Below are 26,109 nucleotides of genomic sequence, written 5' to 3' on the forward strand. Positions count from 1 at the left end.
CCTGACGTGGGACCGGGCTCCGGATAGCGTCCGCGCCCATGAGCGAGCAGACCGCAGGGGAGCCGTCGGGACCGGTGGTCGGCAGGACGGTGGCGGGCAGTCGGCCGCACTGGCCGGAGCGGCCGCGCCCCCGGCGTACCCCTGGTGCCACCAACGTCGTGGTCGTGCTCGCCGACGACCTCGGCTTCGCCGACCTCGGCTGCTACGGCTCGGAGATCGCGACGCCGCACCTCGACCGGTTGGCGGCGGAGGGGCTGCGGTTCACCGGTTTCCACGTCACGCCGATGTGCTCGCCGACCCGCGCCGCGCTGCTCACCGGGCGCGACCCGCACAGCGTCGGGGTCGGCCACGTCGCGCACTCCGACAGCGGCTTCCCGGGCTACGCGATGGAGCTCGCCGGTGACGTCGCGACCCTCGCGGAGGTGCTGCGCGACGCGGGGTGGTCGACGCTCATGGCCGGCAAGTGGCACCTCGCGAAGGACAGCGACTGCGGCGACGCGGGGCCACGCCACTCCTGGCCGTGCCAGCGCGGCTTCGACCGCTTCTACGGCTTCCTCGACGGCTTCACCAACCTGCACCACCCGCATCGGCTGGTCCGCGACAACAGCCCCGTGGAGGTCGACGCGTACCCCGAGGGCTACCACCTCACCGACGACCTCACCGACCAGGCGATCGCGATGGTCAAGGCCGCCAAGGCGAGCGACCCGGGCAAGCCCTTCTTCCTCTACCTCGCCCACGGCGCCGTGCACGCGCCGCTGCACGCCGTCGCCGAGGACATCGCCCGCTACGCCGACCGCTACGGCAGCGGCTGGGACCAGCTGCGCGAGGAGCGCTTCGCCCGCCAGCGCGAGCTCGGTGTCGTCGAGCCGCACACCCAGCTCGCGCCCCGCAACCCCGAGCGCGGCGACGACGTGCCGCCCTGGGACGACCTCGCGCCCGAGCTGCAGCGGCTCTACGCCCGCTACATGGCCGTCTACGCCGCGATGGTCGACCGGGTCGACCAGCAGTTCGGCCGGCTCCGCCAGGCCCTGGAGGACCTGGGGGAGTGGGACGACACGGTCGTGCTGTTCACCTCCGACAACGGCGCCTCGCGCGAGGGCGAGGCCGAGGGCACGACCGCCTACTACCAGCACCTGCTGGGGACGACCGACCTCGCCGCGGACCTCGCCCGCTTCGACGAGATCGGCGGGCCGACGACGACGCCGCACTACCCGCGCGGCTGGGCGATGGCCTCGGGCACCCCGTTCCGGCTCTACAAGATCAACACCCACGCCGGTGGGCACTCGGTCCCGATGGTCCTCAAGGCCCCGGGTGCCCCGGACCCCGGCGGGATCCGCCGGCAGTGGCAGCACGTCACCGACGTCCTGCCGACCGTCCTCGAGCTGCTCGGCGTCACCCCACCGCAGGAGCGGGGAGGTACGACGCTCCGGCCTCCCACCGGGACGTCGTTCGCCCCGGTGATCGCGTCCGCGTCGACGGCGTCGACCCACCCCGAGCAGCTGTTCGAGATGGTCGGCCACCGCGGCTACTACCGCGACGGCTGGGAGGTCGTCACCCGCCACCGTCCGCTCACCGCCTTCACCGACGACGAGTGGGAGCTCTACGACCTCACCACCGACCCCACCGAGCTGCGCGACCTCTCGGCCGAGCACCCCGAGCGGCGGCAGGAGCTCATCGACGCGTGGGAGGCGGGGGCGCGGGCCGGGCAGGTCTACCCGCTCGACGAGGGCTCCGGCGTGAAGTTCCTGCAGCGCCCGGAGCGGTCCGCGGTCTTCTCCGAGCCGGTCCGACTGCTGCCGGGCACGCCGACGCTGGAGCGCTGGCGGTCGCAGCAGCTCATCGCCAACCGCGCGTTCACCGTCACCGTCGAGGTCGACGAGCCGGGGGAGGGGGTGCTCGTCGCCCACGGCGACCAGGGCGGCGGCTACGTCCTCTACGTCCTCGACGGTGTGCTGCGGCTGGCCCACAACGACGGTCGCGGCCGGTTGCGGGTCGTCGAGGGCGGCGCTCCCGGTGAGGTCTGCGAGGCCCGCTTCACCGCGCCCGGCGGCGGGACCTGGTCGGTCGCGCTCGTCGTCGACGGCGAGGAGCGGGGCAGTGCCGACGGCCTGCCGCTGCTCTACCCGATGGCGCCCTTCGAGGGCATCGACGTCGGCATCGACCGCCGGTCACCGGTGTCGTGGGAGCTGTCCCAGGCGCACGGGCCCTTCCCGTTCAGCGGCCGGCTGCGCGCCGTCACCTACGAGCCGGGCGCGCACGCCCCCGACTCGCCGGTCGCCATGCTGCCGATGCTGCGCGACCTCGGCGCCCGCTTCGAGTGAGCACCGAGTAGGCAGGCACGCAGAAGGGCCCCGGCGCGAACGCCGGGGCCCTTCGGTTGCGCGGTCTGACTAGATCGCGCGGACGTTCTCCGCCTGCGGGCCCTTCTGGCCCTGGGTGATGTCGAACTCCACGCGCTGGTTCTCGTCGAGCGACTTGTAGCCGTCACCCTGGATAGCGCTGAAGTGGCAGAAGACGTCGGCGCCGCCGCCGTCCTGGGCGATGAACCCGAAGCCCTTCTCGGCGTTGAACCACTTGACGGTGCCCTGAGCCATGCTGATCTCCTCATACCTGGTGCAGCTCCGCGGTCGCGGAGCCTGGTGCCACTAACAGCTAACGCGGCGTCCAGGACGAGCGAGAGTGCAAGCAACTGCGCACAGGCTACCCGTCAGAGGGGCGATCCGTACACAGTCAATGCGGCGCGTTGCGATCCGCACGTGATTCGGCCCTCAGCACAGCCGTGAAGGTGGCGCCCGCGCCAGGTGCCGCGAGCCGGGTCATCGGACCATCCGGAGGTACGGCCCTGCGTAAGAGGCAGCCGCTTCGTCCGCAGCCGCCTGCGCGAAACCGAGGCGGCGGAGCAGCCGTAGGGACGCCTCGTTGCCGGGCAGGACGTCGGCGGTGAGCCGGGTGACCCCGGGCTGGGCCGCGGCCCAGGTGCACAGCACCGCGACGGCCTCCGTGCCGAGGCCCTGACCGCGGGCCGACGGGGCGAGCCCGTAGCCGATCTCCACGTCACCGCCGGGTGCCGGCCCGCCGAGCCAGCCGCAGTCACCGACGACCGTCCCGTCCCGCGGGCTCCCGAGCACGACGAGCCAACCGCCGTCGTCACCGGGAGCGCCGTACTCGGCCAGGGGTCGCAGCGCGTCGGGGGTGTCGGCGTGCGGCCAGTCCGGCGCCGCCGTCAGGGGAGCGAGCGCGGCGTCGAGGCCCTGGCCGGCCAGCACGGCGTACGCGACGGCGTGGCTGACGGGCACGAGCGAGACCCGCTCGCTGGACAGGACCGGCAGGCTCACGCCTGCGTCACGGCGCCGGGCGCTCGGTGTCGGTGGCGTCGGCGTCGGTGTCGTCGGTGGCAGGGGTGGGACTGGCTGCGGGCGGTGGGAGCAGCGCGTCGGCGAGCGGGCCGGCGACCAGCGCGACCTGCCAGGCCCGGGCGCCGGAGGCGGTGAGCGCGGCGGCGACCGATGCTGGCGTCACGTCGGCCGGGGGCTGCCAGGCGAGCCGGCGGACCGCGTCGGGCTGCGCGAGGTTCTCGGCCGGGATGCGGTGCTGCTCGGTCAGGGTGGCGTTGGCGGCGCGGGCGGCGGCGAGCCGACGGGCGGCGACCGGGTCGCGCTCGGCCCAGCGGTTGGGCGGCGGCGGTCCGTCGCCGGTCGGCACCGGCAGCGGCAGCTCGCTCTCAGGGAGCTGCGTGGCCGACCGCAGCGCGGCGAACCACGTGTCGACGTGGCGGCGGGTCGAGCGGCCGCCGAAGACGGGGACCTCGAGCAGGTCGGCTGAGGTCGCGGGCGCCGCGGCGACGGCCGCGACGATCGCCGAGTCGGGCAGCACGCGACCGGGGGCGACGTCGCGGCGGCGGGCCATCGCGTCGCGGACCTCCCACATCGCGCGCACCCCCGCGAGCTGGCGGCGGCTGCGCAGCTTGTGCATCCCTGACGTGCGGCGCCACGGGTCCTGGCGCGGTCCCGGCGCGGGGGCGCGTCGTACCGCCTCGAACTCCTCGTGGGCCCAGGCGAGCTTGCCCTGCTCCTCGAGCTCGGCCTCGAGCTCGTCGCGCAGCTCGAGCAGCACCTCGACGTCGAGCGCGGCGTAGACGAGCCACGACTCGGGCAGCGGGCGCGTCGACCAGTCCGCGGCGCTGTGGCCCTTCTCCAGGCGCAGGCCGAGGACGTTCTCGACCATGGCGCCGAGGCCGACCCGCTCGAAGCCCGCGATCCGACCGGCGAGCTCGGTGTCGAAGACCCGCGGCGGGACCATCCCAATCTCGTCGAGGCAGGCGAGGTCCTGCGACGCGGCGTGCAGGACCCACTCGCAGTCCTGCAGGACGTCGGACAGCGTCGACAGGTCGGGGCAGCCGATCGGGTCGATCAGCGCCGAGCCGCTGCCGGCGCGACGGAGCTGGACGAGGTAGGCGCGCTGGGAGTAGCGGTAGCCGGACGCGCGCTCAGCGTCGACGGCGACCGGACCGGTGCCGGCTGCGAAGCGGGCGACGACCTCGGCGAGGGCCGCGCCGGTCTCGGTGACCGGGGGGACCCCCTCGCGGGGGACGAGCAGGGCGGTGGGCTCGGGGGCGCTCCCGGGGGTGCCATCGGGAGCACCGGCACCGGAGGGGTCGTCTGAGCCGGTCACCCCCCCTTCGTGACCCGGCAGGGTCGTCGTCACACAGGAGAGAGTACGGCGAAACGACGACCGCCGTGGGCGTTTCGCCCGCGTCGGGGGTGTTGCGGTGGCGCTGCTGCCCGAATGGTCCAGTTAGCGGATGACGCCGGCGCGCATCGCGAGCGCGACCATCTCGGCGCGGTCGCCGGTGCCGAGCTTGCGGGCGATCCGGGCGAGGTGGGACTTCACGGTCAGCGCGGACAGGCCGAGCTCGTCACCGATCTGCTTGTTGCTCTGGCCGTCGGCGACGAGGCGCAGGACCTCGACCTCGCGGCCGGAGAGCTCGGAGACGCCGCTGTCGACCGGACCGCCGCGCAGACCGGCAGCGAGCAGCGAGGCGACCGACGGGTCGGCGTAGACGCCGCCGTCGAGGACCCGGCGCACGCCGTCGGCGACGACGACGGGGGAGGCGGACTTGAGCAGGTAGCCCTGGGCGCCGGCGACGAAGGCCGCACGCACGCTGTAGGGGTCGTCGGCCGCGGACAGCACGACGAGGCGCTGCCAGCCGGCGGCGCGCAGGTCGGCGAGCAGGTCGAGGCCGGAGCCGTCGGGCAGGCCGAGGTCGAGCACGCAGAGCTCACGCGGGCCGGAGAGGTTGGCGCGGGCGCGGGCCTCGCCGATCGTGGCGGCCTCGACGACCTCACGGGCACCCATCATCCGCAGCCGGTTGACCATCGACTCCCGCACGAGCGGGTGGTCGTCGACGACCATGGCGCTGAAGCCGGGCGTCTCTGTCGCCGTAGCGGAGCTCCCGGCCTGCGCCGGGATGCTCTCGATCGCGCTCTCAAGACCGGCTGCCACCGCGTCCTCCACCTCAGTCACGTCCTTCCCGGCGAGCGAACGTGCCGCTCCGGTTCGACAACTGCTTCGGCGCGTGGACGACTGTGCTGTAGCCCGACCGCCGCGCAACCTCGTGGCCCGCTGCTCCGACCGGCGCAACGCCACGCCCACTGCTCCGTTCGGGCGGTTGTGAGGGCTGGTGCTGAAGTAGCGCTCCGCGCATGCCGACCCCCTCAACACGGCCCACCCCTCGGGGCTGTCGCGCCCCTGCGCGCCCCTCACCGCACCGGAGGCACCCTTGACCCGTACCGGCCGCCCCACCGTCGTCCCCGCGCTCGCCGTGGCGGGCTGCCTCGCGGCGTCGCTGCAGGTCGTGGCGGTCGGGCCCGCGCTGGCTGCGGTCGTGTCGTACTCGGGCGCGCTGCCCGTGGTCGCGGGCGTCGAGGTCGTCGACCGCTTCCCGGCGGTGGGTGCCGCCCTCGTCCGCGGTGACGCCGGCGCCCTCTCGCGGCTGGCCCGCTCGGCCGGGGTGCGGGGGATCTCACCCGACGCACCGGTGACGATGGCCGGGTCCAAGGCGGCGACCCGCGACGGCGGTGGTGTCTACGCCAGCGAGGGGCTCGACGGGCAGGCCGGCTCGCCGCACGCCGGACGAGGGGTCCGGGTCGCGGTGGTCGACACGGGCGTGTCCGACTCCTCCGTCCTCAGCCGGGCGGACGGGCGGCTCGTGGACGCTGCCGACACCTCGGCGGTCGGTGACGGCGGCGAGGTCCGCACCGAGGGCCGCTTCACCGACGGCTTCGGCCACGGGACCTTCATGGCCTCGCTCATCGCGGGCGGCTCGGTGGACGGCAAGGGCCCCCGCACCGGCGTCGCACCGGGCGCGCAGGTCCTCGTCGTGCGGGTGTCCCGCCCCGACGGGACGAGCTCGCTGTCGAAGGTCGTCGCCGGCCTCGACTGGCTCGCGGCCCACCCGTCGCGCGTCGACGTCGCCAACCTGTCCTTCGCACACACCAGGCCGATGGAGGCCTACGGAGCCGACCCGCTGACCGACGCGGTCGAGCGGGTCCGCGACGCCGGCGTCACCGTGGTCGTGGCCGCGGGCAACACCCCGGACGAGGTCGGCGACCCCGGCTTCCTCCCGCGCGCACTGACGGTGGGGGCCGCCGACCTCACGGACACGCGCGCCTCCGTCGCGTCGTTCAGCGGGTCTGCGACGATCCACGGTGTCCGCAAGCCGGACGTCGTCGCGAGCGGGGTGGGGGTCCTGGGCGTGCTGCCTGCTGACTCGGTCATCGCGCGCTCCTCGACGTCCACGCGCACCGACGGCCTGTGGAAGGGCAGCGGCACCAGCCAGGCCACGGCCGTCACGAGCGGTCTCGCTGCGCTGCTGCTCGCGCGCCACCCGTCGGCGACGCCGGCGCAGGTCAAGGCGTCGCTGCGCGCGGCGGCCGACGACCTCGAGGGACGTCGCGACGGCGCCGGTCTCGTCTCCACCACGACCCGGCTCGTCAGCGGCCCCGACGGCGAGGCGCTCGACGGCTCCGGCGACGACCTGACGGGCGAGGGCTCCTTCCAGGCCAGCACCTGGGGTGCGAGCTCCTGGGGCGCGAGTTCCTGGGGCGCGAGCACCTGGGCGCGCGCGAGCACGTGGGCGGCCAGCACCTGGGCCGCGAGCACCTGGGCCACGGGTCGCTTCCGTCCCGCCGACGACAGCGACGCCTCATGACGGCGAAGGACCCCTTGCGCGTCCTCCGCGCAGTCGCCGCGGGCTGCCTGGCGGTGGCTGCCGTCGTGGCGCCGATGCTCGGCTGGGGCGACGTCACGTGGTGGGCGGTTCCCGCTCTGGCCGTCGCGGTCGCGATGTCGGAGAGCGCCGTCGTCTACCTCACCTTCGGGCGGCAGCGCTGGCAGTTCTCACTGACCGAAGCGGCGATCGGTGTCGCCTGGGTCGTCAGCACCGGCGCATGGACCGTGGTGGCTGCCGTCGTCGGCGTCGCCGCCGCGCAGGCGCTGCGCCAGCAGCCCCGGCTCAAGCTCGTCTTCAACTCCGCGACCTTCGCGGTCGCCACCTCTGCGGGGTCGGCGGTCGCCAGTGCGCTCGGCGGGGGCATCTACGGCGCGTCGCTCGGGATGGTGGCCTTCTGGCTGCTCAACCACGGCCTCGTGGCGCTCGCGGTCGCCCTCACCAGCAGGCGCAGCGTCGTAGGGCTGCTGCTGTCGTCGGCACCCATGTCGCTCGTGCACACCGCCGGCAACTCCTCGATCGGGCTGCTGGCGGCCTTCCTCGCCATGGAGGCGCCGCTCGGGCTGCTCGGCCTGCTCGTGCCGCTGGCGCTGCTGTGGACCTCCTACGACCAGCAGACCCGGCGCAGCGCGGAGGCCGGGCTGTTCGCCGAGCTCGCCCGTGGGCAGGAGCAGGCCACCGGCCGCTCCGCCGACGTCTCCGCCCAGGTCGTCGTCACCGCGGCCGCCCGGCTGCTCGGCGGTGCCGACGTCGAGATGGTGCTGCTCGCCGCCGACGGGCCGGTCCGCTACGCCGGTGACGAGACCGGGGTCACGCAACGCAGACGGGTCGTCGCCGACGCCTTCGACGAGCCCTGGGTCCTGCGTGCCCTCGGCGAGCGCGGGGTCGCCTCGGGCAGCGACGACGGCAGGCCGTTCGTGTCCGCCGTGCTCGGCCAGGCGGACTCCCCGCTCGCCGTGCTGCGCGCCTGTCGGCCGCGCGGTGCCGCCGGCTTCGGTCGTCGCGAGGTGCGACTCGCCCAGGTCCTCGTCGGACAGGCCGAGGCGTGGCTGTCTGTCGCGGAGCTGTCCACCCGCCAGCGCCTCGTCGAGGAGCAGGTCGAGGCAGCCGGTGACTCCGCCCGCGCCCTGGGTGACCTCGGGGCCGCGACCGCCCCCGCCCTCACCGTCCTGCGCGAGTCCGCCGACCGGCTGGCCCGCCTCGCGGAGTCCTCCGGCGGGGTCGACGACATCGTCGAGGAGCTCCACCTCGTCGAGCGGGCGGTGGCCTCGCTCCTCGGCGCGATCGCCCTGGCCGCCGAGCCCGACCTGCTCGGGGGCGCGTCCGACACGGCGCTGCCCCCGCCGGTCCGCCCCGCGACGGACTGGACCACGACCGGCGTGCTGCGGTAGGCCGGGACATGACCTCGCGACCGTCGCGCCAGAGCGGCCTGCCCCTTGCGGTGTGGGCGGGTCTGCTGTGCGGTGGTGCGGTCGTCACGGTCGTCGGCATCACGGCCGCGTTCCTGCGGGCGCGCGGCGCCCTCGACGCCACCGCCGCCGAGGCGCTCGGGCTCGGGGCCAGCGCGGGTCTCCTGCTCGCGCTCACGGCCGTCGTCGGCGCGTCCCGCGTCGCCGCCGGGCTGCGGGGGCTGCACTCCGACGCTGTCGAGCGACTCACCGACCCGAGCGCCCCCGTGGGCCGTCCCGGTTCGCGCCGGCTCGCGGCGCGGGCCTCCACCGAGCTCGCGGAGCTGGCCCGGGTGCTCGACGCGCTGCACCTGCGGGTGCGTGTCGCGGACGACCTCGGGGAGCGTCACCGCCGCGACGCCGAGACCGCCGGGGCGGGCGTCTTCGAGCTGCTGTCCGGCCTGGTCGCCGCGGAGGAGGGCGCCCGCGGGCAGCTCGCCGCGGAACTCCACGACACCGTGGCCCAGTCGCTGATGATCGCGCGCGGGCTGCTCGCAGGGAAGCCGACCGAGCCCCACGAGATCGCCAAGCTGACCGACTACGTCGAGGACGCCGAGGAGCAGGTCCGCGCTGTCATGGCGCGCACCCGCCCGCCGGCGCTGCGCGAGGGCGACCTCGCCTCGGCGGTCGGCGGCCTGCGCCTGGACATGGAGGCGCGCTACGGCCTACAGGTCGCGGTCACGTGGCCGGAGTCGGCGTACCCCTTGCCCCTGGCCAGTGCCGTGACGGTCTACCGCTTCTTCCAGGAGGCGCTGCTCAACGTCGTCAAGCACGCCGACGTCGACGACGCCGCTGTGTCGCTCGTCGTCGACGAGGACTGCGTCGTGGCGTCGGTGCGCGACGAGGGGCCGGGCTTCGACCCGGCCTCGGTGCGCCCGGACCGCGGGCGTCACGTCGGTCTGGGTCTGCTGCGCGAGCGGGCCCGGCTCTCGGGCGGGAGCCTCGAGGTCGACGCGGCGCCCGGGGCGGGTACGACGTTGACGCTGCGGCTGCCGCGCCCGTCGTCGGCGGTCGCCCCGCCGGAGCTCGCGGTGCCGGTGCCGACGCAGGCCGAGCCGGTCGACCGGCGCAACCGGGTGCGTCTCTAGCGCTCGGCCAGTCCGTGATCAGCGCGCGGTTCCGCTCGGTACCCGTGGGGCGGTACCGCGCGGTTCCGCGCGGTGATCACGAGAGCGCGGCTAGCGGCGCAGTGCGGTGACGCCGACCGGCGGGAGGCCGGCCGTGGAGCTGAGCAGGTCGCACCACGCCCGCAGGTGGCGGCCCAGCTCGACCGCGCCGGATGGCCCGGCGACCGCGGTCCACGAGGCGCGGACCTCGACCTCGTTGGTCTCGTCGGGCTCCTCGAGCTGGCCGAAGCGGCGCGACGAGGTGCGGGTCACGGTGCCGCCGGCGGCGGTGTGGGCCGCGCCGCGCTCGACGAGAGCCTCCTCGAGCCACTGCCACCCGACGCCCGCGAGGGCAGGGTCCGCGGCCATCTCGGCGTCGACGTCGGCGGAGACGAAGGCCACGACGCGGGTGTCGCCCCGCCAGCCCTCCTGGCCCGCCGGGTCGTGCAGCACGACGAAGCGGCCGCTCGCGACCTCCTCGCCGTCGCGGGTGACCTCGGCAGACAGCGCCAGGGCGTGCGGAGCGAGCTTGCGGGGGGCGGGCACCTCGGTGATGACCAGGCCCGGGCGCGTCGCGTCGGGGATCGCGCCGAAGACGCCGTCACGCAGCCCCGCGAAGGGGTCGACCGGCTCGACGGGGAGTGCCACCCTGGAAGCGTAGGTCGCCGTCGCGATCACGGCACGCACCTAGGCTTCGCCGCGTGTCGGCTGCCCTCGCTCTGCTCTCCAGCCTCCTGTGGGGCACCAGCGACTACCTCGGCGGCGCGGCCAGCCGCCGGCTGCCCATCCCGAGCGTCCTCGGGCTCGCCCAGCTCGTCGCGTTGCTCGGTCTGGTGCCGCTCGCCGTCGTGACCGGTGAGCTCACCGCGGAGCGGTCCTACGCCGCGCCCGCCATCGGTGCCGGGCTCGTCGGCGTCGTCGCGCTCGGGGCGTTCTACCGTGCGCTGGCCGTCGGCACGATGGGCGTCGTCGCCCCCATCGCGGCCCTCGGCGTGGTCGTCCCCGTCGTCGCCGGCCTGCTCGACGGCGAGCGCCCGAGCACGCTCCAGATCGCGGGCATCCTGGTCGCCGTCGCGGGCGTGGTCCTCGCGAGCGGCCCGGAGCTCTCCTGCAAGGCGGGCCTCGAACCCCTCCTGCTCGCCGCGCTCGCGGCGGTCGGCTTCGGTGTCGTGCTGCTGCTCGTCGCGCAGGGCTCCGAGGACGGCGGCTCGGTCGTCATGGTGCTGCTCACGATGCGGCTCACCGTGGTGCTGCTGCTCACCGTCCTGCTCGTCGCGCTGGTGCTGTCGCGCCGCCGGACCTGGGAGCTCGGGGTGCGCCGGGGCGACCTCGGGCTGCTCGTCGCGATCGGCATCGGTGACGTCGCGGCCAACGGTGCCTACGCCGTCGCGAGCCAGTCCTCGCTGGTCAGCGTCACGGCCGTGCTCGCCTCGCTCTACCCGGTCATGACCGCCCTGCTGGCCTACCGCTTCGACGGCGAGCGCCTGCGGCCGATCCAGGTCGGGGGGACGGCCCTCGCACTGGCCGGGGTGGTCCTGCTCGCCGCGGGCTGATCCGTCAGGCGCTGCGACGGACGGCGTGGCGGGTGACGGACGTCGTCTCGAGCAGGACCCCGGCGACGAGCGCGAGGCCGCACTCCACGCAGGCGAGGTCGAGGCAGTCGAGACCGTGACCGTCCTCGCACGGCGGCGCCTCGAAGGGCGTGTCGGTCTCGCAACCCGCGCACCAGCGGAACTTCAGCACGGTCACTCACCTCCTGTCCCACGGGCCGTCCGGCCCGCGGTCACCACCGTCGCACCGACCTCCGACAAAGCCGGTCAGGCGCGCCGTGGGAGGCTCGTCGCGATGACCGCCACCCCCCACGACTCCACCTTCCTGCGCGCCTGCCGCCGCGAGCCCGTCGAGCACACCCCGGTGTGGTTCATGCGCCAGGCCGGCCGTGCGCTGCCGGAGTACCGCGCGCTCCGCGAGGGCACCGGGATGCTCGAGTCCTGCTTCCGCCCCGACATGGTCACAGAGATCACCCTGCAGCCCGTACGCCGCTTCGGCGTCGACGCGGCCATCTTCTTCAGCGACATCGTGGTGCCCCTCAAGGCGATCGGGGTCGACCTCGACATCGTGGCCGGCGTCGGACCGGTCGTCGCGGAGCCCTTCCGCACCCGCGCGGACCTCGACCGGCTGCCCGAGCTCGTCGACGTCCCCGAGGTCGCCGAGGCCGTCCGACTGCTCGTCGCGGAGCTCGGCGCGACGCCGCTCATCGGCTTCGCCGGCGCGCCGTTCACGCTCGCGTCGTACCTGGTCGAGGGTGGACCGTCGAAGGACCAGTGCAGGACCAAGGCCCTGATGTACGGCGACCCCGCCCTGTGGGACGCCCTCATGGAGCGGCTGGCGCAGATCGCCCTGGCGTTCCTGCGCGTGCAGGTCGACGCCGGCGCGAGCGCGGTGCAGCTGTTCGACTCGTGGGTGGGCGCGCTGCCTGCCGCGGACTACCGCCGCTACGTCGCGCCGCACTCGCAGCGCATCCTCGCGGGTGTCGCGGACGTGCCGCGGATCCACTTCGGCGTCGGCACGGGTGAGCTGCTGCACGACATGGGCGCGGTCGGCGCGGACGTCGTCGGCGTCGACTGGCGGGTGCCGCTCGACGAGGCGGTGCGCCGGGTCGGCCCGGGCAAGGCCGTGCAGGGCAACCTCGACCCGACGCTGGTCTTCGCGCCGTGGGAGGTCCTGGAGGCCAAGGTCCGCGAGACGGTGGCGCTGGGCCGGGCCGCGGAGGGGCACGTGTTCAACCTGGGCCACGGCGTGCTGCCGGAGACCGACCCCGACGTACTCACCCGCGTCGTCGAGACCGTCCACGGGGCGTAGCGCCAGACGGTGCCGGGGCCGCAGCGGGCCTGGTCCCCAGCACACCGCGGGCCTGGTCCCCAGCACACCGGTGGGGCGCCTTGCTGCACTGCACGCCCTCCGCGTGCACTGCACAACCCGCACTATCCGAGTGCAGCGTGCGCACTGCACGCTGCCCGCGTGCAGTGCAGCAAGGCGCCGGGTCGGTGTGTCGGGGCCGGCAACGCCGGTGCGGCGCCGGGACCGCGGCCTGGTCGGACCCAAGACGTCCAGGTGCCGTGGTGGGAGCGTGCGCCACGAGGCGGACACGCGGCCGACCCGGTGCGGGCGGGTGAGGTGGACGTCGTGGGTCCGGTCACCGGTGAGCGGGCCCCGCCCCCCGGGTCAGCGGGCGCGCATCGTCCGGGCGGCGACCGCGGCGGACAGCAGCAGCACCGCAGCCGCACCGACCAGTGCGGCCCGCGTCGACCCGACGAAGGACGCCTCGGCCGCGGTCCGCAGCTGCAGCAGGGCCTCGAGCGCGACCGTCCCCCCAGTGGCCGCGAGCACCCCGTCGGTGGAGGTCTCGCCGCGCAGCACCGTGTCGACGACGACCTCGGCGGGGCCGGGGGAGACCCCCAGCGCGAGCAGCCGTGACGTCAGGTCCGCGGCGAGGCGCGAGACGACCAGCGCGCCGAGGCCGGCGACCGCGACGACCCCACCGAGCTCGCGCGCGACGTTGACGGTCGCGGCGCCGAGCCCGGAGCGGTCCACCGAGACCGCGTCGAGGCTCTGCGCGACGACGGGCGCGCCGGTCAGCCCGAGCCCGACCCCCGTGATGCCGAGCGTCACCGCGAGCGGGACCGTCCCGACCTCGGGGCTCAGGACGACCGCGGTCGCGGCCACACCGGCAGCCGCGACGACCAGACCCGCGACGACCGGCAGGCGCGGCCCGCGGGCGACGGCGAGCCGGGCGGCGGCGGGCGCGACCACGACCAGGCCGACGGTGAGCGGCAGCAGGCGCAGCGCCGTGGGGAGCGCCTCGAGGTCGACGACGAGCTGCAGGAACAGGCTGACGAAGACCAGCAGCACGAAGACCGCGAGCGAGGCCGCGAAGGCCGCGGTCGTCGCGCCGACGAACGGCCGGTCGCGCAGGAGCCCGAGCGGCAGCAGCGGGTCGGCGGTGCGTCGCTCGACGACGGCGAAGGCGACCAGCAGCAGGACCCCGGCGACGGCGGGCAGGACCGCGTCACCGAGCCCGTCGCGGCCGAGCCGGACCACGGCGTAGGTCAGCGCCGCCAGCCCGCCCGCGGCCAGCACCTGCCCGGGCACGTCGAGCCGCCGGCCCGGCGTCGCGGGCTCGCTCGGTGCGGTCGCGGCGATGACCGCGACCCCCGCGCACAGCGGCAGGTTGACCCAGAACACCCACGGCCAGCCGCGCGCCTCGACCAGCAGCCCGCCGACGATCGGCCCCGCGACGAGGGCCAGTGCGCCGGTGGCCGCCCACACGCCGACGGCGCGGCCACGACGGGCAGGGTCGGGGTACGCCGAGGCCAGCACCGCGAGCGCCCCCGGCAGCACGAGCGCGGCCCCCGCGCCCTGCAGGGCCCGCCAGCCGATGAGCGCCGACGCGCTGTCAGCCGTCGCGCACAGGGCGCTCGCGGCGGAGAAGACGACCAGCCCGGCCAGCAGCGTGCGCCGCCGCCCGAGGACGTCGGCGAGCGCCCCGCCGGTGAGCAGCAGCGCCGCGAGCGCGACGGTGTAGGAGGTGACGACCCCCTGCAGTCCCGAGACGCCGACGTCGAGGTCGCGCTGCACGTCGCGCAGGGCCACCGACACGACGGTGTTGTCGAGCGTCGCCGTGAAGGCCGCGAGGGACGTCGCGACGAGGACGAGGCTGGGGCGGGCGCGCACCCGCCGGACGCTATGCCCTGGTGTCGACCGCTGGCGCGACGACCGTCCCACGCGTCGTCCAACGGCGGGCCGCCCACGCCGCGAGGAGCACGAAGGGCAGGAACGGCAGCAGCGCCCCGGCGGTCGCGGCCACGACCCGGGCCGTCGACGTGAAGGCGTCCCAGCCGTTGCGCAGCCCGCCGGTGAAGCCGAGCTGCTCCTCGGGGTCGCTCGGCAGCGTGGTGCCGTCGCCGACCAGCGTCAGGGTGACCGTCGACATCGCGACCCGGTCCTCGACCGCGCGCATCCGGGCCGTCAACGACTCGAGCTCTGCCTCCCGCTTGGCGAGCTCGCCTTCGATCTTCACGACGTCGCCGAGGCCCGACGCCCGCTCGAGCAGCGCCCGGACCCGTGCGACCGAGGCGCGCTGCGTCGCGACCCGGCTGTCGAGGTCGACGAGCTCCTCGGTGACGTCAGCGCTCGTCACTGCCCGCTCCCGCTCGTCGCCGAGAGCCGCCAGCTTGTCGACGGTGGCGTCGAGCGTGGTGCCCGGGACCCGCAGGGTGAGCACCGACCGCGCGTCGTCCGCCCCGGCCGTGCTCTGCTCGCCGGCCAGCTCGCCGCCGGCTCCCTGGGCCAGGGTCCGCGCCGAGTCGGCCGCTTTGCGGACGTCCTCGACCTCGACGACGAGCGTGGCGGTGCGCACGACGGCGCGCAGGACGGCGCTGACCCGCCCGCGGTCAGCGGTGCTCCCGCCCGTGGTGCCACCCGTCGTCGCGCCTCCGGTCGACCCGCTGCTCCCACCGTCACCGGGAGCCTTGGCGGCCCCGTTGGCGACGGGAGCGGCGCCGGACATGCCGGTCGCCGACTCATCGCTGCTGTCGGCGGAGCAGCCGGCGAGGACCAGCACCAGCAGGGGGGCGAGCAGGGCGGCAGCGGGTCGTCTCACGAGGGCCTCCGAGGGCGTTACCGGCCGGGTCCGGTGCTGCTGCGACGCAGCGCGCGCAGCCCCGGTTGCAGCACGCCGGTCACGGATGCGTCTCGGCCTCTAGGGTCGGTCTGTGCCCACGCCCCCGACCGTCGCCGTCGTCGGTGGCGGGATGGCCGGCCTGGCCGCAGCCGCCGAGCTGACCGCAGCCGGCGCGCGCGTGATCGTCCTCGAGGCCTCCGGAAGGGTCGGCGGCAAGCTGCGCAGCTCCGAGGTCGGCGGGCTCGTCGTCGACGAGGGCGCGGACGCGTTCCTGCTGCGGGTGCCCGAGGCCGCGGAGCTCGCGGCGTACGCCGGGGTCGAGGTCACGAGCCCCGCCACCGCAGAGGCGGCCGTGTGGTCGCGCGGGCGGATGTGCCCGCTGCCGACCGGGACCCTGCTGGGCATCCCGGCCGACCTCGCGAGCCTGGCCCGCTCGGAGCTGCTGAGTGCCCGCGGGCTCGCCCGCGTCCCGCTCGACCTCGCCCTGCCCGGCGCGCCTGTCGTGGACGACGTGAGCGTCGGCGAGCTCGTCGCGAAGCGGCTCGGTCGCGAGGTCGTCGAGCGGCTCGTCGACCCGCTGCTCGGCGGGGTCTACGCCGGCCGCGCCGACCGGATCTCGCTGCAGGCCGCGCTGCCCCAGCTCGTCGCGCCGCTGCTGAGGCACCGCTCGCTGCTGCTCGCCGCGCGCGAGGTCACTACCGCGCCGAAGGGGGCCGGCCCGGTCTTCGGCGGCGTCGTCGGCGGGATGGGCCTGCTGCCCGCGGCCGTCGCGCGCGCGACCGGCGCCGAGGTCCGGTTGCAGACCGTCGTGCGGAGCCTCGAGCGCACCCCGACCGGCTGGCGGCTCGAGACCGGCAGTGCGGCCGATCCCCAGCACCTCGACGTCGACGCCGTCGTCCTCGCCGTCCCGGCTGCGGCGGCCGCCAGGCTGCTGCGCGACGTCGTCCCGACCGCCGCCGCCGAGCTCGCCACCGTCGAGTCCGCCAGCGTCGGCATCGTCACGCTCGTCCTCGACGGGCCGACGCCCGGCCGGGGGAGCGGCTACCTCGTGCCCGCCGTCGACGGCCGCACCACCAAGGCCGTGACCTTCACCAGCCGCAAGTGGGCCCACCTCGCCGGAGACCTCTGCGTCGTACGCGCCTCGGTCGGTCGTCACGGCGACGAGGTCGAGCTGCAGCGCGACGACGCCGAGCTCGTCGCGATCGTCCGCCAGGAGCTCCAGGACGCCGTCGGGCCGCTGCCGCCGGTGGTCGACAGTCGAGTCACGAGGTGGGGCGGCGGGCTCCCGCAGTACGCCGTCGGCCACCTCGACAAGGTCGCCCGGGTCCGCCGCGCCGTCGCCGCGCGCCCGGGTCTCGCGGTGGGCGGAGCGGCGTACGACGGGGTCGGTGTGCCGGCCGTCGTGCGCAGTGGCCGGGCCGCGGCGCGGGCCGCGCTGGCCTCCCTCACAATGGGGTCATGACCGAGTCGACCGCGCCCTCGCCCGCATCGGCCAAGGAGCTCAACGAGCAGCTCCTCTACACGATGTACGCCGTCTTCCGCGCCGAGACGCGGCTGCCCGACGAGGCGCGTCAGGAGCTGGCCGCGGAGGCGCAGACGTTCCTCGACGAGGCGCTGCACAAGGACGTCTACACCCGCGGGACCTACGACGTGTCGGGCTACAAGGGCGACGCCGACCTGCTCGTGTGGTGGACCTGCCCGGACCCCGACGTGCTGCAGGACACCTACGCGCGGTTCCGCCAGACGGGTCTCGGTCGCCACCTGGCGCCGGTCTGGTCGAGCGTCGGCCTGCACCGGCCGGCGGAGTTCAACCGCAACCACATCCCGGCCTACGTCCGGCGCGAGGACCCCAAGCGCTACGTCTGCGTCTACCCCTTCAACCGCTCGCTCGACTGGTACCTCCTGCCCGACTACGAGCGCCGCGGCATGCTCGCCGAGCACGGCCTGCAGGGACGCGAGTTCGAGGACGTGCGGGCCAACACCGTCGCGGCCTTCGGCCTCGGTGACTACGAGTGGCTGCTGGCCTTCGAGGCCGACGAGCTGCACCGCATCGTCGACTGCCTGCGCCACCTGCGCTCGTCGCGGGCCCGGCTGCACACCAAGCTCGAGACCCCGTTCTTCAGCGGGGTCAGCAAGCCGCTCGCCGACCTGGTCCGCTCCCTGCCCTGACACCCCGAGCGTCCACAGGACTAGCGGTCGGCGACCTCGAGCTCGACGGACTCCGACAGCGAGCGCAGCGCGGCCGGGTCGGTGGGCAGCTCGAACCAGATCCCCTTCGCCCGGCCCCGCAGGCCGTCGGTCCCGGTCGGACCCCACCGGGTGGCGAGCGCCTCGACCATGCCGAGGCCGCGGCCGGTCGCGGCCTCGAGCCGGTTGACGCGGCGGTGGACCTTGACGGGGGAGTCGTCGAGCACGCTGAAGCGCACGGCCCCCTCGACGACGGCGACCTCGACGCGGTAGCCGCTGCGGGCGTGCAGGACGGCGTTGGTCGCCACCTCGCTGATGAGCAGCAGCGCGGTGTCGACGAGGTCGTCGAGCTCGCCGAGCTCGGCGGCCTCCAGCGAGGCGCGCACGAAGCGGCGCGCGGTACGGACGCTCGAGGGGTCGCCCGGCAGGTCGACGGCCTGCACCACCTCAGACCTCCCGCTCGTCAAGGGCCGCGACGCGGCGATCCGCGTCCACCTTGCAGTGTCCCGCTGCGGCCCGCGACCGGACTGCTCCGTTCGGCGTAACGCTACTCGGCAGGCGCGAGCCGGATCGAGACGCTGTTGATGCAGTAGCGGTCGCCCGTGGGGGTCTGCGGTGCGTCGTCGAAGACGTGCCCGAGGTGGCTGCCGCAGGACGCGCAGCGGACCTCGACGCGGGTCATTCCCAGGGTGCGGTCCTCGATCAGCTCGACCTTGTCGCCCTCCTGGGGCTCGTAGAACGACGGCCAGCCGCAGTGCGAGTCGAACTTCGCCTCCGAGGTGAACAGCTCCTCGCCGCAGGCCCGGCAGCTGTAGGTCCCGAGCGTCTTCGTGTCGGTGTACTCACCGACCCAGGGCCGCTCGGTCCCGGCGCGCCGCAGCACGGCGTACTCCTCGGGGCTGAGCTCCGCGCGCCACTGCTCGTCGGTCTTCGTCACGGGGTACACCCGGGTGCTCTCCACGGAACTCCTCCTCAGCCAGCTCATGGTCAGCACAGCGTGCCCCGGCCGCCAGGGATTCCGCGCGCCGGGATGACGATCCCGTGACGCGGCTGCGGGATAGCGTCCGGCCATGGCTGCCAGCCCCTTCGTCGAGCTCGAGATCGACACCCCGACCGGCGAGCGCGTCGTGAAGGTCACCAACCCCGAGAAGACCTACTTCAGCGGGCTGCCCGAGGGCCGCGGCCGCAAGCTCGACCTCGTCGAGTACTACCTGTCGGTCGCCGACGGTGTCGTGCGCGCGCTGCGGGAGCGGCCCACTGTCCTCAAGCGCCACCCCGACGGGGCGGAGGGCGAGGCGATCTACCAGAAGCGGGTGCCCGAGAAGCGGCCCGAGTGGATCGAGACCGCGACCGTCCACTTCCCGAGCGGCCGCAGCGCCACCGAGCTCTGCCCCGTCGACGTCGCCCACGTCGCGTGGGCCGCCAACCTCGGGACGCTGGACTTCCACCCCTGGCCGTCGCGCCGCGCCGACACCGAGAGCCCCGACGAGCTGCGGATCGACCTCGACCCGATGCCCGGCACCGGCTGGGACGACGTCGTCGAGACCGCGCTCGAGCTCAAGGCGCTCTACGACGAGCTCGGCATCCTGAGCTTCCCGAAGACCAGCGGGTCCAAGGGCCTGCACGTCTACACCCGCATCCGCCCCGACCACCCCTTCCTCGACGTCCGCCACGCCGCGGTCGGCATCGCCCGCGAGCTCGAGCGCCGCCGGCCCGACCTGTGCACCTCGAAGTGGTGGAAGGAGGAGCGCGGCGAGCGGATCTTCATCGACTACAACCGGATGGCCCGCGACCAGACCATCGCGAGCGCCTACAGCGTCCGCGCCCGCCCGCAGGCGACCGTGAGCGCGCCGCTGACCTGGGACGAGGTCCCGAGCGCGCAGATCGCCGACTTCGACATCTGGACGATGCGTGAGCGGTTCGCCACGCTCGGTGACGTCCACGCGGCGATCGACGACGTCGCGCACGACCTCGCGCCGCTGATCGAGCTCTACGAGCGCTCCGGGGAGGGCGAGGCGCCCTTCCCACCGTCGTTCGCGCTGCAGCCCGGTGAGCCCAAGCGGGTCCAGCCGAGTCGGGACCGGGACCGGGAACGCAAGGCCGACGAGGGCGAGCCGGCCTGAGGCGGCGCTGGCGCAGCGCCTGTGGACGACACTGGCGGCGCTGTTCCTACCCGGTTATACTTTCGGTGTGAAGACGGCCATCTCCGTTCCTGACGACACCTTCGAGCAGGTGGACCGACGAGCCGCCGAGCTGGGGGTGAGCCGCTCGCAGTTCTACGCCACCGCGGCCACGCGCTACCTCGAGGAGCTTGACCGCTCCTCCCTGACGGCCCGCATCAACGACGCGCTCGACCTCGTCGGTGAGGACGACGACAGTGCGGCCGCGGTCGCGCACGGACGTGGCCGACTTGCCCAGGACGAGGACTGGTGATCAGCCGGGGCAGCGTGTGCTGGGTAGAGCTCGGCCCGACCCGGGGGAGTCGGCCTGCCAAGACCCGGCCGGTCCTCGTGGTCCAGGACGACGCCGTCAACGCCAGTCGGCTCGCCACGACGATCGTCGCCGTCATCACGTCCAACACCGCGCAGGCGGCAGTGGGAGGCAACGTCTTCGTGCCCGCTGCCTCCAGCGGGCTGCTGAAAGACTCGGTCGTCAACGTGAGCGCGCTGCTCACCCTCGACAAGTCCGACCTCGCCCCACCGGTGGGTCGCCTCCCCGGCTACCTCATGGACGAGATCGACCAGGGGCTCCGCCTCGTCCTGGGCTTGTAGGCGCTGACCTCCCGCGTACGACGCGCCCGGTCCCGAGGGACAAGCAGGACATCTAGGACGTACGCCGAACAGAGGGCTGTGCGTCGTACCCCTCTGCTGCCCCTGATCGCCCTCCCTCTCGCCGCTGCCCTCGCGCTCGGCTCGGGATCGACCCCGACGGCTGCTCCCGCGCCGGTCGAGCAGGTGTCGAGCGTCCCGCTCGGCATCACCTCGACCGGGCTCGACGCGCTGCTCGACCCCGGGCAGGAGCCCGGTGACGCGATGCTGAGCCGGGTCGGCGGGACCGTGCCGCCCGGCGCCTGGGCGCGTGCCAACGCGCAGGCGAAGGCAGCGGCGGTCCGCACCGCGGCGGTCGACCCCGCGCTGGCCGCGGCCGAGTGGGAGCTGCGCGGCCCGACCAACATCGGTGGGCGGCTGCTCGACGTCGTCGTCGACCCGCGCAAGGTCGACAGCGTCTTCGTCGCGGCGGCCTCCGGCGGCATCTGGCACACCGAGGACGGCGGCAAGACCTTCGAGCCGGCCTGGCCGGCCGACAACAACCAGGCGGTCGGCGCGCTCGCGATCAGCCCGAAGGGCGTGCTCTGGGCGGGCACCGGCGAGGCCGGCCCCGGCGGCGGCTCGATCACCTACGGCGGTGACGGCATCTGGCGCTCCGACGACTTCGGCAAGACCTGGCGCAACGTCGGCCTGAAGCTCTCCGAGCGGATCGGGCGCATCGTCGTCGACCCGACCGACGAGGACGTCGTGTGGGTCGCCTCCAACGGCTCGCTGTTCCGTGGCGGCGGTGAGGACCGCGGCCTCTACCGCACCAGCGACGGCGGTCAGACCTGGGAGCTGATGCTCGCCGGCGAGACGCCGACGACCGGTGCGGTCGACGTCGCGCTCGACCCGAAGACCCCGTCGACGATCTACATGACGATGTGGGACCGCATCCGCGAGCCCGACCGGCGCATCTACACCGGCGTCGGCACGGGCGCCTTCAAGTCCACCGACAACGGCAAGACCTGGGCCCGCATCGGGCTGCCGCTCCTCGCCCCCAACCCGCCCCTCGGTCGCCTCGGTATCGCGGTCGCGCCGAGCGACCCCAACCGCGTCTACATCCTCGCCTCCACCGAGGCCGGGCTGACCGCGGGCCTGGCCCGCTCCGAGGACGGCGGCGCGACCTTCACCCCCGCCGTCGACATCCCGCTCGTCACCGGCGGCTTCGTCTACGCCTGGTGGTTCGGCCGGGTCTATGTCGACCCGCTCGACCCCGACCACGTCTTCGCGACCGGCGTCAACATGAGCGAGTCCTTCGACGGCGGCGTCACCTTCTCGGCCTCCGGTGGCCTGCACGCCGACCAGCACGCGATGGCCTGGGACCTGCGCATCCCGGGTCGCGTCTACGTCGGCAACGACGGCGGCTTCTACCGCTCCGACGACAACGGCACGACCTTCGAGCACGGCGAGTACATGCCGTGGAACCAGCTGTTCAGCGTCGACGTGTCGCAGCAGGACTCGACCAAGGTCCTCGGAGGTCTGCAGGACAACGGCGGGGTCCGCAACTACACCTCCGAGGAGGACCCCGCCGCCGACGGCTTCAACGACATCACCGGTGGTGACGGCACCGAGATGGCCTTCGCGCCGCACAACGACGAGTTCGTCTACGGCTGCAGCCAGTACGGCGTGTGCGCTCGCAGCACCAACGGCGGCGGCAACATGAGCAGCTTTGAGAACGAGATCCTCGGTGTCCGCAAGAACTGGCTGACGCCGATCGAGTTCGACCCCAACGACTCCAGCCTCGTCTACACCGCGAGCGAGATCGTGCACCGCTCGACCGACGAGGGTGCGTCCTGGACCCCGATCAGCCCCGACCTCACCAGCGGCTTCGGGCGCGAGACCAACCCGCTGTTCCGCAACTACGGCACGGTGACGACGATCGCGGCCGCCGAGGGCGCGTCGGAGACCCCGACGATCTACGCCGGCACCGACGACGGGCGCCTCTGGTACACCCACAGCGGCGGCGGGCTCGTCCCCGGCGCGTGGACCGAGGCCACCGGCCTGCCCGGCGACTGGGTGACGTCGGTCGCGATCGACTACCGCGACTCGAGCAACGTCGCCTACGCGACCTTCTCCGGCTTCCGCTCCGGCAACCAGAAGTCGATGGTCTACCGCACCGTCGACGGCGGCGTGACCTGGACCGACATCAGCGGCGACCTGCCGCAGGCGCCGGTCAACGACGTCCTGCCCGTCGGTGACGACGTCGTCGTCGCGACCGACGTCGGCGTCTTCGTCTCCCGCGCGATGTCGAAGGGCCCGTCGGGCCAGTGGCTCAAGGTCGGCGGCAACCTGCCCGCCGCGCCGATCACCGACGTGAAGTGGCACGTGAAGGACACGCTGCTGTTCGCGGCCAACTTCGGTCGCGGTGCCTTCGCGATCTCGCTGCCGCAGCTCGGCATGCTCGGCCCGATCACGGCCGCCCCGCCGGTCGTCACGCCGCCCGTCGTCGCCCCGCCGGTCGATGCCGCGCCGCTGCCCGCGACGGGTCTGCCGACCGGCCTCGCCGTCCTCGGCCTCACGGTCATGGGCGCCGCCGTCCTCACCCGCCGCCGCCTCCGCACCTGACGGCTCGTCCCGGGTTCCGGCCGGGCGAGATGACCTGATCGGGTGACCGGGGCGGGGCGTCACGCCCCGATCACCCGTGCATGGGACGCCGTCGCACCGCCGCGCGCTGTGCGGCCTGGGCGGTGTCGGCGCTGCTCGTCGGGCTCCCGCTGCTGCCCGCCGGCGCGACGGCGGCGGTTCCGGAGGTGCGCATCAGCGGCGACGTCCAGGGCTTGCGCCCGGGAGCGGCCGGCCGACTGGTGCTCACGTTGACGAGCCCGGCCGAGGCCGTGGTCACCTCGCTGTCGGCCCGCGTGACCGGGGTCTCGCCCGGGTGCGAGCAGGGTGCGCTGACGGTCGAGCCGTGGACGGGCCGTGTCGTCGTACCCGCTGGTGGGTCTGTCGCGCAGCCGCTGGTGCTGCACGTGGCCGACGTCGCCGGGTGCGACGGGGCGACCTGGCAGCTCGCCTACTCCGCGAGCTGAGCTACGTCAGGTCGAAGGTCTCGGCGATCTGCTGGCGCGGTGGCGGCATCGTGTCGAGGTCCATGCCGAAGCGCTCGGCCACGACGGCGAGCGCCGGCTGCAGCCGGTCGTGCTCGAAGGCGTAGAAGTCGGCCTCGCAGTCACACACGTCGACGACGCGGATGCCCTCGGGGGTCTCGGTGGCGGTGTGCAGGACGAGCCCGCGCGGCCGGTCGACGTCGATGTGGAGCTCGGCGTTGACGGCCTCGATCATCTCCTTGGTCGCGCCGGGCATGTCCTGGGTGAGCACGATCGACATGGCTGCTCCTTCGCTCCGGGGAGCTCCGAGCAGACTCCTGGCGCGGAGGCGGGTCAATGGCCCGTCGTGACTGACCCGTCGGGTCAGGGCTGCCGCGGCATGCGGATCAGACCCTCTTGTACGACGCTGACCGCGAGGTCGCCGTCCTGGGTGAAGATCTGCCCCGTGGCGAGGCCACGGCCCGCACCGGTGCGCGGCGAGCGCTGGGAGTAGAGGAACCACTCGTCCGCGCGGAACGGCCGGTGGAACCACATCGCGTGGTCGAGGCTCGCCCCGACGACGTCGTCCGGACCCCAGCTGCGGCCGTGCGCCGACAGCGTCGAGTCGAGCAGGGTCATGTCGCTGGCGAACGCGACCGCGCAGACGTGCAGCAGCGGGTCGTCGGGCAGTGTGCCGTTGGCGCGCATCCAGACCTTCTGCTCGGCGATGCGCAGGCCCTTCTCCTTCGCGACCCGCGGGTGGGTGCCGGCGTGGCGGATCTCGATGGGGCGCGGCCGCGCGACCCAGGCCATCAGCGGGTCGTCGAGGTAGGGCTCGAGGACCTGGGCGAGGGTCGGCAGCTCGTCGGGGGGAGCGACCTCGGGCATCGGGTCGGAGTGGGTGTAGCCCTCCTCGAGGACCTGGAACGACGCCGACATCGTGAAGATGGCCTTGCCGTGCTGGATCGCGACGACCCGGCGGGTGCTGAAGCTCCTGCCGTCACGGATGCGGTCGACCTCGTAGACGATCGGCACGCTCGGGTCGCCGGGCCGTAGGAAGTAGGCGTGCAGGCTGTGCACCGGCCGGTCCTCCGGAGCCGTGCGCCCGGCGGCCACCAGCGCCTGCCCCGCGACCTGCCCGCCGAAGACCCGCAGCAGCGACTCCTCGGGCTGGCTGCCCCTGAAGATGTCGACCTCGATGCGCTCGAGGTCGAGCAGGGCGATGAGTCGGTCGAGCGCTTCCTGGGTCACCGGGCGATCCTCCCAGTCGGGCTCGTGCGCGCTGCGGAGTGGTCAATCTCGGACAACCCGTGATGGATCAAGCCACCCGCGGCTAGTCATTTCGGGTGGTGCGCCTGGGGACGATCGGTCGGCAGGGGCTGACCGGTCGTGCGATGTGACCGCCGTGGTTCACCCGGCACTGTCTCCTCACCGGCCCCACGAGGGGCCTCCCGGCCGGACAGGCCGGCCGGACCGCAAGGCCCCTCACTCCACAGGAGACATCATGCGCAAGCTCACCACGGCTCAGAAGGCCACCGCCGCCATCGCCATCGGCGCGCTCGGTGTGGCCGGCTCCGGCATCGCCTACGCGTACTGGACCACCAGCGGTTCCGGATCGGGCTCGGCTTCCGCGCAGGCCAGCAACGGCACCGTTCGCATTACGAGCACCTCGCCCGCGGCCCTCGCGCCGGGAGAGTCCGAGACCTTCACCATTAAGGGCGACACGACCAGCGCTACCGACCTGCGGGTCACCACGGTCCAGACCGCGGTGACGACCCCGACGGTTTCGGCCTGCGCGCAGTGGTTCTCCGTCGCTGACGTCGACGCCAGCGCGGTGACCGTGCCGCACGGCGATGGGACTGCGGCCGGTGCAACCGTCGACCTCGGGACGGCGACCCTGGTCTTCGCCAACTCGCCCACCGTCAGCCAGGACGCGTGCAAGAGCGTCGCGGTAGTGCTCACCTTCAACACTGTCAGCACGGTCTGACGCCGCCGGCGCGGGCGGGACACTCAGTCCCGCCCGCGCCGTCGTCTGCACCTGACCCACACATTCTGGAGAGAAGGCGTCGTGAAGAAGCAGCCCGCCGTCTACTGGGTCGTCGCCGCCGGCGCCCTCTTGACGTCGGGTGCCGCGATCACCGCAGCCCAGTTCGTCAGCGCCGCAACGACGAGCTCCAGTGGTGGAACGGTCACAGCGGCGAAGGCGACACCCAAGCCGACCAAGTCTCCAACTGCCGATCCTCCGCCCAAGGCGCTGACGCTCGGGGGCGCACTCACGATCCAGGGCCTTGCCCCTGGGATCAGCGTGACCCGGATGCTCACAATCGAGAACACCAACAACCAGGACGTGGAGCTCACCTCGGTGCGCACCGTCCTCACAGGCCCGTCACCGGCGCCGACGAGCGGCAGCTGCACCACCCCGGCCGACTTCGAGGTCCTTGTCGCCGGGTACAACGCCACGACGGGAGCCGGTGCGACCGTGACGATCCGCCGGAACGGCACCGCGACGCTCCCGGTCACCGTGCGGCTGAACAACAGCTCGACCCGCAACCAGGACGCGTGCAAGTCAAGGTCGTGGTCGTTCACCTTCACTGCCACAGCGAACAGCAAGTAGGCCCTCC

The 26,109-nt window shown here is 74.1% G+C and carries 27 protein-coding genes; 15 read left to right on the plus strand and 12 right to left on the minus strand.

The window, feature by feature from the left end:
* Positions 1–38: 38 nt before the first annotated feature.
* Entirely contained in the window at positions 39–2,321 is a 2,283-nt protein-coding gene (locus Q8R60_09535; GenBank protein ID MDP3712713.1) for an arylsulfatase, read from the plus strand.
* 69 nt (positions 2,322–2,390) lie between these two features.
* On the opposite strand, the gene Q8R60_09540 is transcribed toward Q8R60_09535, so the two are convergent.
* The 4 genes from Q8R60_09540 to Q8R60_09555 all read right to left on the minus strand — a co-directional run bounded on the left by Q8R60_09540 (position 2,391) and on the right by Q8R60_09555 (position 5,469).
* Complete coding sequence (locus Q8R60_09540; protein ID MDP3712714.1) at positions 2,391–2,594, minus strand: cold-shock protein; 204 nt, start codon at positions 2,592–2,594, stop codon at positions 2,391–2,393.
* 222 nt (positions 2,595–2,816) lie between these two features.
* Positions 2,817–3,335: a GNAT family N-acetyltransferase gene (locus Q8R60_09545; protein ID MDP3712715.1), complete on the minus strand. Its 519-nt coding sequence runs from the start codon at positions 3,333–3,335 to the stop codon at positions 2,817–2,819.
* 7 nt (positions 3,336–3,342) lie between these two features.
* Entirely contained in the window at positions 3,343–4,671 is a 1,329-nt protein-coding gene (locus Q8R60_09550) for a ribonuclease D (protein MDP3712716.1), read from the minus strand.
* Between the two features lie 123 nt (positions 4,672–4,794).
* Positions 4,795–5,469 carry a response regulator transcription factor gene (locus Q8R60_09555; protein MDP3712717.1) on the minus strand — a complete coding sequence of 225 codons (675 nt, stop codon included), beginning with the start codon at positions 5,467–5,469 and terminating at the stop codon, positions 4,795–4,797.
* 310 nt (positions 5,470–5,779) lie between these two features.
* Between Q8R60_09555 and Q8R60_09560 the strand changes: the two genes are divergently transcribed.
* From Q8R60_09560 to Q8R60_09570, 3 genes are read left to right on the plus strand one after another with little or no spacing between them, the layout of a single operon-like run.
* The gene (locus Q8R60_09560; GenBank protein MDP3712718.1) at positions 5,780–7,210 is read left to right on the plus strand and encodes a S8 family serine peptidase; all 1,431 of its coding nucleotides are present in this window, start codon (positions 5,780–5,782) and stop codon (positions 7,208–7,210) included.
* Positions 7,207–8,619, plus strand: coding sequence for a hypothetical protein (locus Q8R60_09565; GenBank protein MDP3712719.1), 1,413 nt, complete (start codon positions 7,207–7,209; stop codon positions 8,617–8,619). The genes Q8R60_09560 and Q8R60_09565 overlap by 4 nt, the downstream gene beginning before the upstream one ends.
* A gap of 8 nt (positions 8,620–8,627) precedes the next feature.
* Positions 8,628–9,764: an ATP-binding protein gene (locus tag Q8R60_09570; GenBank protein ID MDP3712720.1), complete on the plus strand. Its 1,137-nt coding sequence runs from the start codon at positions 8,628–8,630 to the stop codon at positions 9,762–9,764.
* A 90-nt stretch (positions 9,765–9,854) separates the two neighbouring features.
* On the opposite strand, the gene Q8R60_09575 is transcribed toward Q8R60_09570, so the two are convergent.
* On the minus strand, positions 9,855–10,430 hold the full coding sequence (locus tag Q8R60_09575) for a DUF3000 domain-containing protein (GenBank protein MDP3712721.1): 576 nt from the start codon (positions 10,428–10,430) through the stop codon (positions 9,855–9,857).
* 53 nt (positions 10,431–10,483) lie between these two features.
* Here Q8R60_09575 and Q8R60_09580 point away from each other — a divergent pair, with 53 nt between their 5' ends.
* Positions 10,484–11,335: a DMT family transporter gene (locus Q8R60_09580; GenBank protein ID MDP3712722.1), complete on the plus strand. Its 852-nt coding sequence runs from the start codon at positions 10,484–10,486 to the stop codon at positions 11,333–11,335.
* A 4-nt stretch (positions 11,336–11,339) separates the two neighbouring features.
* On the opposite strand, the gene Q8R60_09585 is transcribed toward Q8R60_09580, so the two are convergent.
* Positions 11,340–11,531, minus strand: a complete 192-nt coding sequence (locus Q8R60_09585) for a hypothetical protein (protein MDP3712723.1) — start codon at positions 11,529–11,531, stop codon at positions 11,340–11,342.
* 96 nt (positions 11,532–11,627) lie between these two features.
* Here Q8R60_09585 and hemE point away from each other — a divergent pair, with 96 nt between their 5' ends.
* Positions 11,628–12,644: a uroporphyrinogen decarboxylase gene (gene hemE, locus Q8R60_09590; GenBank protein MDP3712724.1), complete on the plus strand. Its 1,017-nt coding sequence runs from the start codon at positions 11,628–11,630 to the stop codon at positions 12,642–12,644.
* Between the two features lie 363 nt (positions 12,645–13,007).
* Here the strand turns inward: hemE and Q8R60_09595 are convergent, their stop codons facing one another.
* Both Q8R60_09595 and Q8R60_09600 read right to left on the minus strand, forming a co-directional pair.
* A complete protein-coding gene (locus Q8R60_09595) occupies positions 13,008–14,516 on the minus strand; it encodes an MFS transporter (GenBank protein ID MDP3712725.1) in 1,509 nt (502 codons plus the stop codon).
* A gap of 10 nt (positions 14,517–14,526) precedes the next feature.
* A complete protein-coding gene (locus Q8R60_09600; protein MDP3712726.1) occupies positions 14,527–15,444 on the minus strand; it encodes a DUF4349 domain-containing protein in 918 nt (305 codons plus the stop codon).
* Positions 15,445–15,556: 112 nt separating this feature from the next.
* Between Q8R60_09600 and hemG the strand changes: the two genes are divergently transcribed.
* Positions 15,557–16,927 carry a protoporphyrinogen oxidase gene (gene hemG / locus Q8R60_09605; protein ID MDP3712727.1) on the plus strand — a complete coding sequence of 457 codons (1,371 nt, stop codon included), beginning with the start codon at positions 15,557–15,559 and terminating at the stop codon, positions 16,925–16,927.
* Complete coding sequence (locus Q8R60_09610) at positions 16,924–17,634, plus strand: chlorite dismutase family protein (protein ID MDP3712728.1); 711 nt, start codon at positions 16,924–16,926, stop codon at positions 17,632–17,634. The genes hemG and Q8R60_09610 overlap by 4 nt, the downstream gene beginning before the upstream one ends.
* Positions 17,635–17,654: 20 nt before the next feature.
* On the opposite strand, the gene Q8R60_09615 is transcribed toward Q8R60_09610, so the two are convergent.
* Positions 17,655–18,098, minus strand: coding sequence for an ATP-binding protein (locus tag Q8R60_09615; GenBank protein MDP3712729.1), 444 nt, complete (start codon positions 18,096–18,098; stop codon positions 17,655–17,657).
* 101 nt (positions 18,099–18,199) lie between these two features.
* Positions 18,200–18,589: a peptide-methionine (R)-S-oxide reductase MsrB gene (gene msrB, locus Q8R60_09620; GenBank protein ID MDP3712730.1), complete on the minus strand. Its 390-nt coding sequence runs from the start codon at positions 18,587–18,589 to the stop codon at positions 18,200–18,202.
* 133 nt (positions 18,590–18,722) lie between these two features.
* On the opposite strand from msrB, the gene ligD reads away from it, so the two are divergent.
* The 5 genes from ligD (at position 18,723) to Q8R60_09645 (ending at position 23,491) form a co-directional block, all read left to right on the plus strand.
* Entirely contained in the window at positions 18,723–19,775 is a 1,053-nt protein-coding gene (gene ligD / locus Q8R60_09625; protein ID MDP3712731.1) for a non-homologous end-joining DNA ligase, read from the plus strand.
* A 67-nt stretch (positions 19,776–19,842) separates the two neighbouring features.
* Complete coding sequence (locus tag Q8R60_09630; GenBank protein ID MDP3712732.1) at positions 19,843–20,085, plus strand: ribbon-helix-helix protein, CopG family; 243 nt, start codon at positions 19,843–19,845, stop codon at positions 20,083–20,085.
* On the plus strand, positions 20,079–20,423 hold the full coding sequence (locus tag Q8R60_09635) for a type II toxin-antitoxin system PemK/MazF family toxin (protein ID MDP3712733.1): 345 nt from the start codon (positions 20,079–20,081) through the stop codon (positions 20,421–20,423). The genes Q8R60_09630 and Q8R60_09635 overlap by 7 nt, the downstream gene beginning before the upstream one ends.
* A gap of 78 nt (positions 20,424–20,501) precedes the next feature.
* Positions 20,502–23,027, plus strand: a complete 2,526-nt coding sequence (locus tag Q8R60_09640; GenBank protein MDP3712734.1) for a hypothetical protein — start codon at positions 20,502–20,504, stop codon at positions 23,025–23,027.
* A gap of 80 nt (positions 23,028–23,107) precedes the next feature.
* A complete protein-coding gene (locus Q8R60_09645; GenBank protein ID MDP3712735.1) occupies positions 23,108–23,491 on the plus strand; it encodes a hypothetical protein in 384 nt (127 codons plus the stop codon).
* A 1-nt stretch (position 23,492) separates the two neighbouring features.
* On the opposite strand, the gene Q8R60_09650 is transcribed toward Q8R60_09645, so the two are convergent.
* On the minus strand, positions 23,493–23,789 hold the full coding sequence (locus Q8R60_09650; GenBank protein ID MDP3712736.1) for a hypothetical protein: 297 nt from the start codon (positions 23,787–23,789) through the stop codon (positions 23,493–23,495).
* An 83-nt stretch (positions 23,790–23,872) separates the two neighbouring features.
* Positions 23,873–24,739, minus strand: a complete 867-nt coding sequence (tesB, locus tag Q8R60_09655; protein MDP3712737.1) for an acyl-CoA thioesterase II — start codon at positions 24,737–24,739, stop codon at positions 23,873–23,875.
* 253 nt (positions 24,740–24,992) lie between these two features.
* On the opposite strand from tesB, the gene Q8R60_09660 reads away from it, so the two are divergent.
* Together Q8R60_09660 and Q8R60_09665 are read left to right on the plus strand one after the other, a co-directional pair.
* Positions 24,993–25,475 carry a hypothetical protein gene (locus Q8R60_09660; GenBank protein ID MDP3712738.1) on the plus strand — a complete coding sequence of 161 codons (483 nt, stop codon included), beginning with the start codon at positions 24,993–24,995 and terminating at the stop codon, positions 25,473–25,475.
* An 81-nt stretch (positions 25,476–25,556) separates the two neighbouring features.
* On the plus strand, positions 25,557–26,102 hold the full coding sequence (locus tag Q8R60_09665) for a hypothetical protein (GenBank protein MDP3712739.1): 546 nt from the start codon (positions 25,557–25,559) through the stop codon (positions 26,100–26,102).
* Positions 26,103–26,109 lie beyond the last annotated feature (7 nt).

The sequence above is a fragment of the Mycobacteriales bacterium genome, from assembly GCA_030697205.1.
Taxonomy (GTDB): Bacteria; Actinomycetota; Actinomycetes; order Mycobacteriales; family SCTD01; genus JAUYQP01.

Coding starts and splice junctions, on each gene's coding strand:
- Q8R60_09570 (MDP3712720.1), top strand. CDS start 8,628: ATGACCTCGCGACCGTCGCGCCAGAGCGGCCTGCCCCTTGCGGTGTGG.
- Q8R60_09650 (MDP3712736.1), bottom strand. CDS start 23,789: ATGTCGATCGTGCTCACCCAGGACATGCCCGGCGCGACCAAGGAGATG.
- Q8R60_09540 (MDP3712714.1), bottom strand. CDS start 2,594: ATGGCTCAGGGCACCGTCAAGTGGTTCAACGCCGAGAAGGGCTTCGGG.
- Q8R60_09535 (MDP3712713.1), top strand. CDS start 39: ATGAGCGAGCAGACCGCAGGGGAGCCGTCGGGACCGGTGGTCGGCAGG.
- hemE (MDP3712724.1), top strand. CDS start 11,628: ATGACCGCCACCCCCCACGACTCCACCTTCCTGCGCGCCTGCCGCCGC.
- Q8R60_09565 (MDP3712719.1), top strand. CDS start 7,207: ATGACGGCGAAGGACCCCTTGCGCGTCCTCCGCGCAGTCGCCGCGGGC.
- ligD (MDP3712731.1), top strand. CDS start 18,723: ATGGCTGCCAGCCCCTTCGTCGAGCTCGAGATCGACACCCCGACCGGC.
- Q8R60_09645 (MDP3712735.1), top strand. CDS start 23,108: ATGGGACGCCGTCGCACCGCCGCGCGCTGTGCGGCCTGGGCGGTGTCG.
- Q8R60_09610 (MDP3712728.1), top strand. CDS start 16,924: ATGACCGAGTCGACCGCGCCCTCGCCCGCATCGGCCAAGGAGCTCAAC.
- Q8R60_09660 (MDP3712738.1), top strand. CDS start 24,993: ATGCGCAAGCTCACCACGGCTCAGAAGGCCACCGCCGCCATCGCCATC.